Source organism: Fibrobacterota bacterium, from assembly GCA_019509785.1.
Classification (GTDB): Bacteria; Fibrobacterota; Fibrobacteria; order UBA11236; family UBA11236; genus Chersky-265.
In genome coordinates, this window is record JAEKLQ010000065.1 from 1 (window position 1) to 15,912 (window position 15,912).

General features: G+C 61.9%; 16 protein-coding genes. 14 read left to right on the forward strand and 2 right to left on the reverse strand.

The features are described 5' to 3' along the window. Together JF616_18915 and JF616_18920 are read right to left on the reverse strand one after the other, a co-directional pair. Positions 1 to 738 (reverse strand): hypothetical protein (locus JF616_18915; protein ID MBW8889836.1); only part of this gene is annotated, 738 nt, incomplete at its 3' end. Between the two features lie 293 nt (positions 739 to 1,031). Next, entirely contained in the window at positions 1,032 to 1,346 is a 315-nt protein-coding gene (locus JF616_18920; protein ID MBW8889837.1) for a hypothetical protein, read from the reverse strand. A gap of 160 nt (positions 1,347 to 1,506) precedes the next feature. Between JF616_18920 and JF616_18925 the strand changes: the two genes are divergently transcribed. The 14 genes from JF616_18925 (at position 1,507) to flhB (ending at position 15,754) form a co-directional block, all read left to right on the forward strand. Continuing rightward, complete coding sequence (locus JF616_18925; protein MBW8889838.1) at positions 1,507 to 2,673, forward strand: DUF1015 domain-containing protein; 1,167 nt, start codon at positions 1,507 to 1,509, stop codon at positions 2,671 to 2,673. 237 nt (positions 2,674 to 2,910) lie between these two features. Continuing rightward, positions 2,911 to 3,705: a hypothetical protein gene (locus JF616_18930; GenBank protein MBW8889839.1), complete on the forward strand. Its 795-nt coding sequence runs from the start codon at positions 2,911 to 2,913 to the stop codon at positions 3,703 to 3,705. 18 nt (positions 3,706 to 3,723) lie between these two features. After that, positions 3,724 to 5,724 carry a flagellar hook-length control protein FliK gene (locus JF616_18935; protein ID MBW8889840.1) on the forward strand — a complete coding sequence of 667 codons (2,001 nt, stop codon included), beginning with the start codon at positions 3,724 to 3,726 and terminating at the stop codon, positions 5,722 to 5,724. A 9-nt stretch (positions 5,725 to 5,733) separates the two neighbouring features. Then, the gene (locus JF616_18940; GenBank protein MBW8889841.1) at positions 5,734 to 6,552 is read left to right on the forward strand and encodes a hypothetical protein; all 819 of its coding nucleotides are present in this window, start codon (positions 5,734 to 5,736) and stop codon (positions 6,550 to 6,552) included. A 51-nt stretch (positions 6,553 to 6,603) separates the two neighbouring features. Next, entirely contained in the window at positions 6,604 to 8,745 is a 2,142-nt protein-coding gene (locus JF616_18945) for a flagellar hook-basal body complex protein (protein MBW8889842.1), read from the forward strand. A gap of 294 nt (positions 8,746 to 9,039) precedes the next feature. Further along, positions 9,040 to 9,267: a flagellar FlbD family protein gene (locus JF616_18950; GenBank protein MBW8889843.1), complete on the forward strand. Its 228-nt coding sequence runs from the start codon at positions 9,040 to 9,042 to the stop codon at positions 9,265 to 9,267. A gap of 6 nt (positions 9,268 to 9,273) precedes the next feature. Next, the gene (locus JF616_18955) at positions 9,274 to 9,954 is read left to right on the forward strand and encodes a flagellar basal body-associated FliL family protein (protein MBW8889844.1); all 681 of its coding nucleotides are present in this window, start codon (positions 9,274 to 9,276) and stop codon (positions 9,952 to 9,954) included. A gap of 17 nt (positions 9,955 to 9,971) precedes the next feature. Continuing rightward, positions 9,972 to 11,003, forward strand: coding sequence for a flagellar motor switch protein FliM (gene fliM, locus JF616_18960; protein MBW8889845.1), 1,032 nt, complete (start codon positions 9,972 to 9,974; stop codon positions 11,001 to 11,003). Beyond that, entirely contained in the window at positions 10,996 to 11,958 is a 963-nt protein-coding gene (gene fliN / locus JF616_18965; GenBank protein ID MBW8889846.1) for a flagellar motor switch protein FliN, read from the forward strand. The genes fliM and fliN overlap by 8 nt, the downstream gene beginning before the upstream one ends. Further along, on the forward strand, positions 11,955 to 12,617 hold the full coding sequence (locus JF616_18970) for a flagellar biosynthetic protein FliO (protein MBW8889847.1): 663 nt from the start codon (positions 11,955 to 11,957) through the stop codon (positions 12,615 to 12,617). The genes fliN and JF616_18970 overlap by 4 nt, the downstream gene beginning before the upstream one ends. Beyond that, a complete protein-coding gene (gene fliP, locus JF616_18975; GenBank protein MBW8889848.1) occupies positions 12,614 to 13,477 on the forward strand; it encodes a flagellar type III secretion system pore protein FliP in 864 nt (287 codons plus the stop codon). Before JF616_18970 ends, fliP begins: the two co-directional genes overlap by 4 nt. Positions 13,478 to 13,484: 7 nt before the next feature. Further along, positions 13,485 to 13,754: a flagellar biosynthesis protein FliQ gene (gene fliQ / locus JF616_18980; GenBank protein ID MBW8889849.1), complete on the forward strand. Its 270-nt coding sequence runs from the start codon at positions 13,485 to 13,487 to the stop codon at positions 13,752 to 13,754. 104 nt (positions 13,755 to 13,858) lie between these two features. Beyond that, positions 13,859 to 14,686 (forward strand): flagellar biosynthetic protein FliR, encoded by an 828-nt coding sequence (gene fliR / locus JF616_18985; protein ID MBW8889850.1) that lies wholly within the window; start codon positions 13,859 to 13,861, stop codon positions 14,684 to 14,686. Then, a complete protein-coding gene (gene flhB, locus JF616_18990) occupies positions 14,687 to 15,754 on the forward strand; it encodes a flagellar biosynthesis protein FlhB (protein ID MBW8889851.1) in 1,068 nt (355 codons plus the stop codon). Positions 15,755 to 15,912 lie beyond the last annotated feature (158 nt).

Genomic DNA, 15,912 nt, shown 5'->3' on the forward strand with positions numbered 1-15,912 from the left:
CAGGTGCGTCCCGGTCCAGGTCACGGAAGCCAGATCCCGCCTGGTATCCGCGGTTTGGGAAGTCCAGGTGACACCGTCGGGCGAAGTGAGGATGGTACCGGGATAACCGGTGGTCACAAGTAGGGACCCTGTCCAGGCCACGGAGGCCAAATCATAGCCTTCATCCCCTCTTCGGGAAGTCCAGGTAATGCCATCGGGCGAGGTCAGGATGGTTTCGAATCCGCCCACGGCGACGAGTTGCGTCCCCGTCCAGATTACCGAAGTCAGAATGTTGGCTGAGCCCGAGCTGCGGGAGGTCCAAGTGACGCCATCGGGCGAGGTGAGGATGACGGCTCCGTTTAGGCCGCCTACGGCCACGAGCTGTGTTCCCGTCCATGCCACGGAGTAGAGATTGGGCTTGGCCTCGATGTCCCGTGAAGTCCAAGCGATGCCATCGGGCGAAAGGAGGACGGTGCCGCCCTCCCCCACGGCCACGGCCTGGGTCCCCGTCCATATCACGGAAGACAAATGGTTGGTTGTTCCGGTGGATCGAGGGGTCCAGACGATGCCGTCGGGCGAGGTGAGAAGGGCGCCGAAATCGCCCACGGCCACGTGCTGCGCCCCGGTCCAGGCCGCGGAGAATAGCGTGCTAGCCGTCGGCAAGGAGTCTCCCACCGTCCAGGCGGATTGGGCGAATGCGACCGAGTTCAGGCCCAGAACGAGCACCAGGAAAAGTATTCCGTGCTTGTATGGCGTCATGGTAATCCCCCTGCCAGGTAAAGATACCTAAAGAATGGCCGAGCCTATAGCAAGCCTTGGCCCGGCCTTCTCCAAGGTGTCGCGCATAGGTAAATCTTTTCGTCATCATCACCGAGGCTAGCGTCCACAGGTATGCGAAGCTTGGCAGCTACCAGAAAAATAGCCGCGAGACAAACCTGTTTTCCTAGGAGCTGGACGAACCGCGCCTTGCTTTTCATTGACGAAAATATGCCTCAACAACGTCTAGGGCGGGATCGCCGAATCTTGGGGATGGGTTCGCGAGGTAAAGCGGATCAGCGTCCGAGGACGAAATGCGCGTAGCAGACGTAATAACCCTGAACCACCAGCACGCTTAAGGTGGTGAACCAGAGCAGCTTGATCTGCATCAGGATGCGGCGGCCGTAATGGTGCAGGAACATGCCCACGCCTACCAGGGGAAGGCCGCGCAGCAAGGTGGCCGGGAAGACGGGCGTAAGGGCGATGAGGACGGGGAAGAAGACGAAGACGGCGAGCAGGCCGAGCGCCAGATTACCCTGGTAGATCCATTTGCGCAGGGCGGCCATGTAGGCGAAGGTGAAGATGACGATTCCCGACCATTGCAGCAGCATAAACCCTATCTTACCTCGCCCGGATGCGGGCAGATCCACAATAAACATTTCTTTTTCGGGGTTCGCCGCCGCTTAAGGGGACCTGGCGGCGGGAATGATTTATTTTTGGGAACCCGGGTATCCGGGAACGCGCGGGATTCGCGCAGGAATGGGATGGAACATGGCTGAGATCGCGGGACTGAAGGGATTAAGGGCGGCGAAGAACAAGGCGAATGCGGTGGCGACGCCGCCTTATGACGTCATCAAGGAGGGTTCGCCGCTGGAAAGCATCCTGGCCGCCAATCCCGATTCCTTTTTCCATGTCACCCTGGGACCCGACGCCCCCGGGGCCTTGAAGAAGCTGACCGATTCGGGGGCCCTGGTTCCCGATGCCGATCCCTGCTTCTATGTCTACGAGCAGAAGTGGAAGGGCCTGCAAGGGCCGGCGGAGCGCTTGGGGTTTTTCGGGGCCGTGGCGGTGAGCGCCTATGCCGAAGGCAATATCGTGCGCCATGAGAAGACCTTCGACGAGAAGGTGAAGGGCCGCCTCAAGGTGACCAACGAAACCGGCTACACCCTGGAGCCGATCTTCCTTCTGACCAAGTCGCCCATCCAACCCATCCTGGAAAAGGTGCGGGCGGAGCAGGCGGCCGAATACGTCCTCAACAGCGACTTCGGCGGGTACAACGATTTGCATGGCATCGCCAGCCGCTTGTGGCGGGTGCCCGAGGCTTCGCCGGCGGGCCAGGCCCTGCGCCGCGCGGTCGCCGAGAATCCCCTCTACATCGCCGATGGGCATCACCGTTATCATGCGGCTTTGCTCAACGGGCAAACCCATGCCATGGCTTACATCGTGGAGAAGGCGCGCATCCTCGCCTATAACCGGGTCATCAACGGGAAAGCGAAGTTCCAGGACATCAAGGCCAAGCTCGATCTGCAGCCCGCTGCGGCCTTTACGACCCCGGACAAGCACGCCTTCCGGTTGTACACGAAGGAAGGGGCCTTCACCCTCAAGGCCAAGCAGGTGCCGGGCGACGTGGTGGGCCGGTTGGATTGCAGCATCCTGGAGAGGGAACTTTACCCGGCCCTGGGCGTGGACCATTCCATGATCCTGCAGAAGAAGCATTTCGATTACTATCCGGAATCGGATTTGGAGACGATGAAAGCGCTGGTCGACAAGGGTGAATACGATTTGGCCGTGGCCCTTTGCCCGGTCTCCATCGATGAGCTGATGGACGTCGCCAATGCCGGCCTCAAGAATCCCGAGATCGTGATGCCGGAGAAGTCCACCTTCTTCGCGCCCAAAATCCTGAGCGGCTTGGTCCTGTACAAGCACGCGAAAAAATGATCGGTGAGGGGCCTTCGCGGCCCCTCTTCCCTGCCTTCCCCGCCACTTCGAGTCGAAGTTAAAGCGTCGCTTCAGCCTGGCAATTCCTTCCCGGGCATCCTTGCCCCTCGGCAGCAATTCCTTTCCCGATCCCTCCTCCGGCGCCCGATTCCCCCGTAATCGGGCCCTTTCAGTCGGCTTTGCGCTTTGGCATACCGGTTGCGATAGCTTCCGCTTTGCCATGAAGCGGAACCGCACATGAAACTCAAAGATCTCCTGGGAATCTCCCTCGTATCGGTCTTCCTCTTCCCGGTCTTGCTGATCGGGATCATGCTCGCCGCGGGCGTGGTGCATCTGGAGACCGGGGACGGGAAGGATAAGGAGCGCCTGAAGCCCGTCTACACCGGCGAGGATCAGGCCAAGCAAGAAGAAGCCGAGGCCAAGCAGCTGAAGGCTTTCAAGGCGCTGGAGCAGAAGGAAAAGGAACTCAAGGATCGCGAAGCCGAAGTGAACCGCGAGACGGAGCGCCTGGAGAACCTGAAGCTGGAAACCGTGCAGGCCAAGGATCAGATCGCCGCGGAACGCCGCAAGATCGAGGAAGCCGTAGGCAAGAGCTCGGAAGCGCAGGACAAGCAAATCGCGTCGCTGGCGGAAGTGTATGGCGGGATGCGCCCGGACGAAGCGGCGCCTATCCTGTTGAGCCTGGACAATGCCATGGTGGTCCGCATCATGAAGAAGATCCCGGAAACCCGGGCCACCTCCAAGCTGATGGCGGCATTGGCGGCCTTGGACGTGAAGCGCGCCGCGACGATTACGACCCTGATGGGCGGAAAATCCAAGACGCCTAAGTCGGCGGAAGAGGTTGAGCCTAAGACCAACGGGAAATCGAAACAGGACAACGGGGCGAAGCCCGGCAATGCGGCGATGAACGCCGGGGATGCGGCCGCGAAGCCGGTGGATGCGACGGCGAAAACGGACAATAGCGGCGCGAAGCCAAGCGATGCGGCCGCCAAACCCGAGAGCGTGGCGTCGGCCCCGACGGACAAGAAATAGGAATCCAGCGGAGAAACCATGGCCCAGGTCCAAAACCTTCTCGATCTCTTCCGGCAAAGCCGTCCCGATGCCCAAGCCTCGGCCGCCGCGGACGCGAAACCCGCGCCCCGGAAGGTTACGACCCAGGGCACGGCCGGCAAGTCGGGCCGCAACCAAGGCGATCTGTTGCCGATGGATGCGGGCGCCTCGCGCGGGGGTAACAAGGGCGTTGCTAATCCCGCTTCCTCCTTCCAGACCAATATGGAGAAAAGCGCGGCCAAGCTGGAGGCCAAGGAACGGACGCTCAAGGAGCGGGCGCAGAAGCCCTCTGATACAAAGGCCCATGGCCCGGCAACGGCGGAATCCCGCGCAACCAAGGCCAAAACGGAATCTTCGTCGGAAGCTTCGGCGAAATCTTCGGCGCCCCGCAACGACGGGACGAAGCGCGCCAACGACGCTCGCGAGGCGCGCGCCGCTCGGGCCCAAGCGCGGCATGCGGCTCCCCCGAAAAGCGATCGCGATGCAGCGGCGAAGATCGAGGATCAGGATCAGGACAACACGGCCCAAGATGCTTCGGCGACGCTGCGGGACGATAACGGCAAAAACGATCAACCGAAGGGGCTCGACGAAAAGTCGCGGGCGGCCATCAAGAAAGGCTTGGCCAATCTCGGCATCAAGGTCGACGACAAGCAATTGCAGGATCCCGCTTTCCTGGCCGACATCCTCCGGATGCTCCAGGCCATGCCCGCCCAGGCCCTGCCCGCCGACGATAGCCAATCCGCGGTTGCCGCCGTGGATGGAACCGATGGATCGGACGGGACGGATGGAACTAATGGGATGACGGAGGCCAACGAGATTCCGGCCGATGCCGGGCAAATCGCGGCCGCCGCGGCTACCCTCTCCACTGCGAACAAGGCCGCGCAGGCGGCACCGACGGGAACCGCGAATCCCGAAACCCAGGCTACGGCGCAAACCGCGGGACCGGCGCAAGCGGCCTCGCCCTCGGATACCAAGCCCCAGATCGAAGGTCCCAAACCCCTTTCGCGCCAAGACCTCGCCCGCATGCTGGAAGACCGCATCGGCGGATTGGAACGCGCGGCCCAGGGCCAAGCCAACCGCATCCAGGTTTCGGCCCAGGCCCCGACGGTCACTCCCAAGGAATGGCAGGGCGTGCAAGCGCGGCCCCAAGCCGAGGGACCGAGCCCCGATCCGATGCCCATCGCCGATCTCGATCGCTTGCGCGTAATGCAGGCCTCGGCCCTCCAGGCCGCTCCCGCCAAGACCGATGCCACGGGCCCGCGCACCGACCTGGTGCTTGAATCCGATTCGGTCGAACCTACCTCCGGACCCGCGGGCACGGCCCACGTCGAAGCCGGGCACGACTCGACCGCCTCCCAAGATCAAGACGCGCAGTCGGACCTCTTCGGGCAAAAGGGCGATCAGGCCGGCGGCGCGCAGATGCTCGGGAAGGAATCGGCGCAATCCGTTAAGGACGGGTCGGCCGGAACCCAGTTCAACCAGGTTTTGGATCAGGCCCGCGCCATCGACCATCGCGCCGCCCTGGCCGCCGACGTCGCGCCGCGCCTTCCGGTGCACGATGCCTCCGTGCTCGATCAAATCGCGCGCAAGATGACGCTCACGACCCATAAGACCGGCGACGAAATCAACATCCAGCTTTCGCCCGAGCATCTGGGAAAGGTGAACGTCTCCCTCGAGATGAAGGAAGACGGCATGACCGCCCGCATCTCGGTGGAAAACGATTCGGTCCGCAAGCAAGTGGAGGAAAACATCTCCGTGCTGAAGGACGCGCTGAAGGACCAAGGCATCCAATTGCAGGGCATGGAAGTCTCGGTGGATCAACGCCACGCTTCCCTCTTCAATCCCGACGGCAGCAATGCCGAATCGTTCTTCCGCCGCCAGGGCCGCGGGAACGGGCAAGGCAACGGCGGCCCGGGGACCGAAAACGCGGGCCTCGATTCCGCCCCCGAGTCCGATACCGGACGGCGCTGGGGCTACAACACCATGGAATACATCGGGTAGGGGGAAACCATGACAACCGCCGTTACCAATCCGACCGCCAAGAATCCCGGCGTCACCTCCGACGTCAATAACATCCTCAATCCCGCCAAGCCCGCTTCGCGTACGGTCACCGCCGACGTAAGCGGCGGCAACGTAAGCAGCGCGGTATCCTCCGCCGGGGATCAATCGGTTTTCGGCAACGCGACCAAGACGCTCGGCAAGCAGGACTTCCTCACCTTGCTGGTGACCCAGATGCGCTACCAGGATCCCTTGTCGCCCCAGGATAATACCGCGTACGTGGCCCAGCTGGCGCAGTTCTCCCAACTGGAAGGCACGCAGAACATCAACACCTCCATCGACGATCTGAGCAAGAAGATCACCGACCTGGTGGGCAACCAGACGAACAACTCCTCGGCCATCACCAACGCTTCGGCGACCACTCTGATCGGCAAATACGCGCGCGTGAACGCGGAGGACATCGCCTACGTCTCGGGCCAGAACGGCGGGGTCACCCTCAACGTGCATACGGACGCGGGCACGGATCCGGTGCTCTCCATCCTGGATAAGGACGGGGCCATCGTGAACGTGGTGCCCCTGACGCCCGGCAAAGAGGCCCAGGTCAACTGGGACGGTTCGAAAATGGACGGCACCAAGGCCGCGACGGGGAACTACACCTTGAAGGTGACCTCGCGCGACGGGGCCACCCAAGCGGGGTACGCTTATTTCGAGAATAAGGTCAACGGTATTTCGTACACCAAGGACGGGGTGCGGCTGGAGATCAACGGTCAGCAGATCGGCATGGATCAGGTGCTACACGTGGGCGACCAGGCCCTGGCGCCGCAGGAATGATACGGAACGGCAGGGACGCCAGCGCATGAAAAGCATTCGGAGGATAATGATATGTTAAGGTCCCTTTACGCGTCGATTTCGGGTTTGCGCAACAGCCAGATCCGCATGGACACAATCGGTAACAACATCGCCAACGTGAATACCGTCGGCTACAAGTCCTCCCGCGTTACTTTCGAAGAGTCGCTATCCCAGCTGCTCCAGGGGGCATCCCGCGGGGTGGACGGCGGGGGCGGCACCAATCCCATGCAAGTGGGACTGGGCATGAACGTCGGTTCCATAGATACCCGCTTGAGCCAGGGAAACCTGGAATCCACGGGCCTGATTACCGATCTCGCCATCGAGGGCAAGGCCTACTTCGCCGTCTCGGACGGGAACGGGACCTACTATACCCGCAATGGCGCCTTCCAGTTCGACTCGACCGGCCAGATGGTGCTACCCACCAACGGCATGGTGCTGCAAGGCAAGATCGCCGATTCCAGCGGCGGCTTCGGTTCCACCTCCTTGATCGGCAACATCCGCGTGCCGTTCAACGACCAGGCCCCCGCCAAGGCTTCCACCGAAGTCAAGTATGCCCGCAACCTGGATTCCGATTCCATGGCCAAGGGATCGGTCCTGTATACGCAGAAGTTCCTCCATCACGCCCAGACCAACGATCTCGCGGTGGGATTGTCCGATCACGCGGGCAACAGCCTGGGCATGCAGGACGGGGACATCCTGACCTTTTCGGCCACCAACGCCGGCACGGCGGTCACGACCTTCGCCGTCACCGCCACCACCACCATGAAGAACATCACCGACGCGATGACGGCCTTTCTGCGCAGCAACGGAGTGGGCGCCACTACGGCAACGGTGGACATGGTGGACGTGCCGGACGCGGCGCGCGGCGCCATAACCATCTACGGCAACAACGTCCCCATCAACAATTTCCAGGTGACCAGCAACCGCCCCGTCTCCGGCCCCGCGGTGACCAAGGCCTTCGCGGTTCCCACCACCATCGCCGCCGGCACCACGCGCCTCGCGGTGGTGACCGATACCATGCGGGAACCGGCCGTCGCGACCGATTCCTTGAGCCTGCTTTACGACGCCAACGGGAGCGACCTGGGCCTGGAGAACGGCGACCAGATCTCCTTCGGCGGATCCATCGGGGGCGATCCCGCGAACAACGTAACGGCCCTCTCCTACGTGGCCGGCGTGAACGGCGTGGGCGGAACCAAGATGTCCGAGGTACTCGACAAGATCAAGGACAACTTCAAGCTCCCGGACCGCGACGGCACCATCCAGAACAACCTGTCCGTCTCCATGAACACGGCCGGCAGCGACGACAATATCCCGGACGGGTCCATCGTGATCCGGGGCCAACCGGAAACGGCCTTCGCCATCCGCGACGTGTCCATCCGCGCCACGGACTCGAACAATACCAAACCCTCGCCCAACTTCTTCAACACCAACATGAACTCGACGGCCTTGCGCGACGCGACGGACAGCCAAGTAGCCCAAAGCTCCATCACGGTGTACGACAACATCGGCAAGGAGCATGTCGCCACCATGGAATTCACGCCCACCAATACCCCCGGGCAATGGCTGTGGGACATTAAGCTCGCCGGCCAGGAAACCGTCATCAAGGGGCAAAAGGGCAAGCTCACCTTCGGGCAGGACGGCTCGGTCTCATCCTTCACCTTCGACGACGGCAGCTCGAGCATGGAATTCGATCCCCGCAACGGCGCCCCCGACGTGAACCTCCACTTGGGAGTCGGCGGACCGCGCGATTTCACCGGCCTCACCCAGTTCCGTTCCACGACCACGGCCACCGCGGTCTCCCAGGACGGCTATACCATGGGCCGCCTCCGCCAGATTTCCATCGGCGAGGACGGCATCATCTCGGGCTCGTTCACCAACGGCACGACCAAGAATCTCGCCCAGATCATGACCGCCGATTTCACCAATCCCGGCGGGTTGCAAAAGGTCAAGGACTCGGTGTACACCACCAGCTCCAACAGCGGCGACCCCATCTACGCCGCCGCCGGGCCTCAGAGTTCGAGCGTGATCAAGCCCGGCTCCCTGGAGCTATCCAACGTGGAGTTGGCCCAAGAGTTCACGGACATGATTACCACCCAGCGCGGCTACCAGGCCAACGCCCGCGTAATCACGGTCAGCGATAGCTTATTGGAAGAACTCGTGTCGCTGAAGAGGTAATAGCAGGTGGACCCGCATACAGGCGAAGGGCCGGCGCCCGCGGGGAATCCCTCCGGCGCGTTTTCCCTTCCTTTTACCCCCCGCCCCGCCCCCGAGGGTTTTCCGCCCCTGGCGGACGCCCCGGCGCGCAGGCGGCCATCGCCCCGTTCCCCGGCTACCGGAGACTTCCCGCTTCCAGGGCTCGACGTTTGGTCGCTCGATTCCCGCCGGAAAACCTTGCGCGGGGCCTGGCGTTTCTGGTCATTGAAATCACGCGCCCTGCTAAGGTAGAATGGGAACCGGGAAACCGCGGCCATGATCCAAGTAACGAAGCTCAACGGCGAAACCATCATGGTCAATGCGGACCATATTGAAACCTTGGAGGCGCATCCCGACACCACCTTGGTGCTCCAGAACGAGAAACGGATCGTGATCAAGGATTCCGTGGCCGACGTGGTGCGCAAGATCATCGAGTACCAGCGGAGCATCCGTACGGGACCGCGAATGGACGTGGGCGACGGCCCCGGCGAAGGGACGGTTTGATCCGGCATGGCTGAAGAGAAAACGAAGACGGAAGAGAAAGGCAAGGACGGGGCCGCCAAGGACGGGGCCGCCAAAGCCGCCAAGAAGCCGTTCAACAAGAAGATCCCCATCATCGCCGGCGTCATCGTGGCCGATCTCCTCATCATGGGCGGATTGGGGATGTTCATCGTGGGCAAGCTCAAGAAGCCCGCCGAAGCCGATCCCGCCATCGAGGCGATCAAGAAGCAGGAAGAAGACGAGGCGGAAAAGAAACGGAGCCTCACCAAGATAGGCATGGTCCTGCCCAAGCCGCTGCCTTTCACGGTCAACGTACCGGGCGCTCCCGGCCAATCGCATTACCTGAAGTGCTCGATCCAGCTGGAGTGGGACGGCCTGGAACCGGCCGGCGGAGGCGGCGAAGGCAAAGGCCCCGGTCTCGACGAAACCGGCAAGGAAATCGAGAGGCGCATGCCCAAGATCACCGACATCATCATCAACATCCTGAGCGCCCAATCCTATGACGAACTGCTTAGGCCCGCGGGCAAGCAGAAGATGAAAGAGGCCATCGTCACCGAGATCAACGCCATCCTGCCCGAGCCGCATATCGACCCCAAGGAGGAGGAGAAGCGGAAGAAGGATCCGCATGCCGAGCCGCCTCCATCGGGCAAGCTGCGTAACGCTTTTTTCACCGAGTTCATAGTCCAGTAGCGGAACCTAAGGCCACCATGAGCGACATCCTATCCCAGGAAGAGGTCGACGCCCTCCTCAACGCGGTTTCCACCGGGAGCCTGGTGCCGGACTCCGGTTCCGATAAGGCCTCCGGCGGCGATTCGTCCGGATCTTCGGATGACGAGCCGAGCGAGAAATCCGTCATCCTCTACGACTTCCGCCGCCCCGATCGCGTTTCCAAGGATCAGATGCGGACGCTGCAGAACCTGCACGACGGGTACGCGCGCCTGCTTTCCACCACGCTCAGCTCGTACCTGCGCACCCTGGTCGAGATCGACATCGTTTCGGTGGATCAGCTCACCTATTCCGAATTCATGATGTCCATCAGCAACCCCAGCTGCATCTACGTCTTCCAGATGGAGCCGCTGGAAGGCGCCGCCATCTTCGAAGTCAATCCCAGCCTGGTGTTTTTCATCGTGGACCGCCTGTTCGGCGGGCAGGGCAAGCCCTCGGAACACAACCGCGAGCTTACCGATATCGAGAAGAACGTGCTCACCAAGATCGTGGAACGGGCGCTCCTCAACCTGAAAGAGGTCTGGGAGCACGTCGGCATCTTCACCCCCAAGATCGAGAGCTACGAGACCAATTCCCAGTTCGTGCAGATCGCCCCGCCCAACGAGACCGTCATCCTGATCTCGCTGGAAGTGCGGATGAAGCACGGCTCGGGACTGATCTCCCTTTGCTTCCCTTACATGCTGTTGGAATCGGTGATCACCAAGCTTTCGGGCGAATCGTGGATCTCGGGCCAACGCACCACCACCCAGGAAACGCGCCGGCTCATCGAAACCGAACTGGGAACCACGGAGCTAGGGGTTACGGCGGTGATCGGCGACACCAGCCTTTCCATCCGCGATCTATTGCAATTGCAGAACGGCGACGTGGTGGTGCTCGACAAACTGGCGCAAACCGACCTGGCCGTGAAGGTCGGGGACAAACCGAAATTCCTGGGGAAGGTGGGGATCGTGGGCCGCAACAAGTGCATCCAGATCAACGCCCTCATCGACCGGGAGGTAGGGGAAGATGGCTGAAGAAGGACCGCTGAGCCAGGCCGATATCGACGCGCTCACGGCGGGCCTGCTGGGCGACGCCGGCGGCTCCGCGTTCAATCCCGACGCCCTCCGGCCCGAGGCCGAGGTCATCCTGGAGCAGGCCGCGGCGGTGCTCGGGACCCTGCTCAACCGGCATGCCAGCATCGCCGTGCGCGATATCCGCGAGGCGGAAGCCCGCGCCCTCGCCGAAGGCTTGGACGAAGAGGGGCTTATCGTGCGGCTCGCCTTCGAACACGGCTTGCCGGGAGAACTTTGCCTGCTGGTGCGGAAGGAAACCGCCGCGCGCCTTTCCGGGCTGATGATGGGCGGCGACGGGAACGCAGCGTACAAGGACGAAGACTCCGACGCGCTTAACGAATTCGGCAACCAGTTCATGGGGGCCCTTTGCACCGCCCTGGGCGCGCGCCACGGGACCACGGTTTCGAGCAAGCAGGCCCAGACCGCGCCCTTCGTTCCCGAAAACCCTCCCTTCGATTTGACCGGCGGCGCCATCGTGGATGCGGACTTGTCCCTGGAAGGCGCCCCGGACGCCCTTTTCCGGCTGCTGGTATCCTCCGATTTGGCCGCCAAACTGGGAGGCAACGGATCCTCGGGCTCGTCAGCGGCCGAGGAAAACCCGCTGGCCAGCCTGAGCGGCTTCGATACATCCTTGGCGCGGACCATGGAGGACAGCCCTCCCAACATCCAGATGCTCCTGGATATCAACCTCAACGTCACCATCGAACTGGGCCGCACCCGGCTTTCCATCCGCAAGATCCTGGAGTTGGGCCCGGGCTCCATCATCGAGCTCGATCGGCTGGCCGGCGAACCGGTGGATTTGCTGGTGAACGACAAGGTGGTAGCCAAGGGCGAAGTGGTGGTGGTGGACGAGTATTTCGGCATCCGCATCATCTCCCTGGTTTCCCCCGAGGAGAGGATTAAGCAGCTCAAATGACGCGCGCCCGGGCCGTATTCGCCTTCGCCCTTCTCGGCGCATCCCTATCCGTTCTCGCCGGCCAGCCCAGATCCTTGTACGCGGCGCCCGCGCGGGCCTCCGCGGCCAACGAGGCCGCCGAAGCTCCCGCGTCTTCCGCCTCCGAACCCTCTGCGCCGACTCCGGCCATGGAGGAGAAATTCCGCAAGCTCCAGCAGGAAATGCAGTCCAATCCCGCGGCGGCCCCCCCTACGTCCGGGGCCCAGGCGCCTGCCGCGGACGATGGCAGATCCGTAGGCGGGATCGCCCTGCAGATCCTCTTCGGCCTGGCCTTCGTGCTGCTTCTGGCGGTGGTTTCCATCCGCGTCCTCAAGCGTTTGCAGGGCCGCCTGCTCACGCGGCCGGGTCCCGGCGGGGACCTGCTGGAAGTGCTGGAAACCTGCCACCTAGGTCCACAACAAAAAGTGGTCGCCATACGCATGCATGACGAGATAAGCGTGCTGGGGGTGTCCAAGGAAGGCATCCGCCTGTTGACCGTTCTCAAGCATCCCGCGGAGGAAATCCGCCAGGCCCGCCAGGGGGGGAATCCCGCGGCCTTCTCGGACAACCTGAACAAGCTGCTGGAACGTTTCAAGAAACCGAAAAAGGTTTCCGACTTGCTCGACGAGGCGCAGGCATGAGGCCGGGCCTATCGGGATTATCGGAGCGAACCGCAGGGAACTTGAAGGAAATTTCCGGAACCGAAGCGGCCGCGAGCGGGAACGATCGCGCAGCGATCGGAAAGGAGAGTGGTACGACCGAGAGCCAGCGCGGCGCCGCGCCGGTGAAGTCCGCGCGCTCATGGTGCCTGTCCGCCCAGGCCCAGGTCCTTCCCAAGCTTTCGGTCGGCTTCGACAAGGCCGCCGGGCCCCAGGACGTGGCCGTCACCCTCGAGTTGGTGGCGATGCTCACCGTTCTCAGCCTGGCGCCCTCCATCCTCATCATGATGACCTGCTTTACGCGCATCGTGGTGGTGCTGACGTTCCTCAAGCAGGCCTTGGGCACCCAGAACGCGCCGCCCAACCAGATGCTGATGGGCCTTTCGCTGTTCCTGACCTTCTTCATCATGGGCCCCACCTTCAACCGGGTCAACGATGAGGCCTTGCAGCCCTACCTGGCCAAGAAGATCGATTACAAGGTGGCCATCGATAAGGGCATGGCGCCCATGCGCGAGTTCATGCTCAAGCAGGTGAACGAGAAGGACCTGGCCCTGATGGTTCGCATCAGCCGCTCCCCCACCCCCAAGAACGTGGAGGAGCTGAGCAACACGACCCTCATTCCCGCCTTTTGCATCAGCGAGCTCCGCTCGTCCTTCATCATAGGGTTCCTCATCTACATCCCGTTTCTGGTCATCGACATGGTGGTTTCCTCCGTGCTCATGTCCATGGGCATGATGATGTTGCCTCCCGTGATGATCTCCACCCCTTTCAAACTCATCCTTTTCGTGCTGGTCGATGGTTGGAACCTGGTCATCCAGCAGTTGGTGACGAGCTTCCGCTGAGGTCCCGATGAACGAAATCATGATCATCGATCTGGGGCGCAAGACCCTGATGATGGTGCTGCTGCTGAGCGGCCCCATGCTGATCCTGTCCCTGGTGGTCGGCCTTGCCGTCAGCGTATTCCAGGCGGCCACGCAAATCTCGGAAATGACCCTGACCTTCATACCCAAGCTGGTGGCCATGGGGGCGGCCCTGCTTATCTTCCTGCCCTGGATGCTTCAGCTCTTCAAGGGGTTTTTCGTCGAGCTCCTGGACATGATCCCGACCCTGTTGCGATGAGAAAAAAGGGTAAAGGGTAAAGGGTACAGGGTAAAGAGAGTGCAGATTACACCTACTTCCGAAACCCTTAACCCTTTACCCTGTACCCTTAACCCTAACAACGAATGACCACCCCCATCCCTCCGAGTCCCTTCGACGGCATCCCCGCCCTCCAGGACTTCACCACCGGCCAAATCGAAATCTGGCTGCTGGTCCTCCTGCGGGTCAGCGTGCTGGTTTTCCTCATGCCCATCCTCATCACCGACGACGTGCCGACGCGTTTCAAGGCGGCGCTTTCCTTCTTCCTCAGCATCATCCTCTTCCCCGCCCTTCCGCAAACCGCCATCGCCATTCCCGGCAACCTGGCGGCCTACATCTTCCTGGCCCTGAAGGAGATCTACATCGGGGCGGTGATGGGATTCGCCGGGACCTTCATCTTCGCGGGGCTGCGCTTCGCGGGCTCGTGGATCGATTCCGAGACGGGGTTCAACATGACCCAGATCTTCAATCCCATGGCGGGGGAAGAAGATACCCCGCTGGCCCACCTGATCTTCATCTTGTTCATCCTGATGCTGTTGGCCGGCGGCGGGCACGCCTTCTACCTGCAAGCCATGGCGGAGTCCTTCCGGCTCATCCCGCTTACGAGCGCGCATATGGCCTCGGGGAACATGGTCGCCGCCTTCGCCGCCATGACCGCCGAATCCTTCCTATTGGGGATGAAAACGGCGGCTCCCGTGATCGCCACCTTGTTCGTATCGTCCATCGCGTTGGCCATGATCGCGCGCATCATGCCGCAAATGAACGTTTGGATGGTCGGCATGCCCATGAAGATCGCCCTGGGGATGCTGACCCTCATGTTCGCCCTGCCCATGATGTGGCAGGCCTTCGCCAAGCAGCAAGCCGGGCTGCAAGCCTATTGGATCGGGCTCATGCGCCTGATGGGAGGCGCCTAAGTGGCCGCCGAAGACGACGGGAAAACAGAAGACCCGACAGGCAAAAAGGTTTCCGAAGCGCGCAACAAGGGCATGATCGGCAGAAGCTCGGACTTCCAGTCCGCGCTGATCATGCTGGCGGGGACCTGCATGATCTGGATGTATTCGGATCGATTGGTCGCCGGCATGCGCAATACCATGGTGGAAAGCTTTATGGCCATCGGGAATTTCGAATCCATCCCGGGGCGCTTCTTCTCCCTCGGCCAACAGGCCTTCATCGGGATCCTCAAGCTTCTTATCCCCGTGGTCGCGGGTATCACCCTGGTTTCGCTCACCTCTAGCGTCGCGCAGGTGGGCCTCCTGTGGTCGTGGGAGCCGCTGGGGCCCCACTTCGGGAAGATCTTTTCCCTGAGCGGCCTGGGGAAGCTGTTCTCGCCCTCCTCCTTCGTGGAAATCCTCAAGAGCGTGGCCAAGATGCTCGTCATCGGATTGGTCGCCTACAAGGTGGTGGCCTCGCATTACGGGAAATACCTGATGCTGGCGGACATGTCCTTGGGGCAATTCTGCCAGATGCTCTTCTCCGTAAGCGTGGAGATCATCATCAAGTCCGCGCTCGTGCTGCTGGCCATCGGCGTCGCCGACCTGGTTTACCAGAAGCGGAAGGTCCATAGCGAACTGAAGATGTCCAAATCCGAAGTGAAGGACGAGGCCAAGCAGTCCGAAGGCGATCCCCACATCAAGGGAAAGATCAAGACCCTGCGCCTGCAGATGCACCGCAATTTCATGATGAAGGAGTTGCCCAAGGCGACGGTGGTGATCACCAACCCCACCTTCATCGCCATCGCCATCCGTTACCGCCAAGGCGAGGATCAGGCCCCGGTGGTGGTGGCCAAGGGTAAGCGCCTGATCGCCGAGCGCATCCGCGACATGGCCAGGAAGAACGATATCCCCATCGTGGAGGATAAGCCTTTGGCGCGCGGCATGTACGATCTGGCGGAGCCGGGCGAGCAGATTCCCGAGGAATTCTTTGCCGCGGTAGCGGAAATTTTGGCCTACGTGTACAGCCTGAAAGGGACTTCCGTGGGTTGACCGCGGCTTTACCGCTGAGGGCGGGATCGCCCAAAACAAACCGGTTGAAGGATCGCGTGAACCTTACCGGGGCTCCCGGCCTCCCCTCCCGCCCCAAATACCCCCAAGCCCCAAGTCCGGCATCGGGTTTGCTCAACGGGCAGTAGGTCGATCTTCCG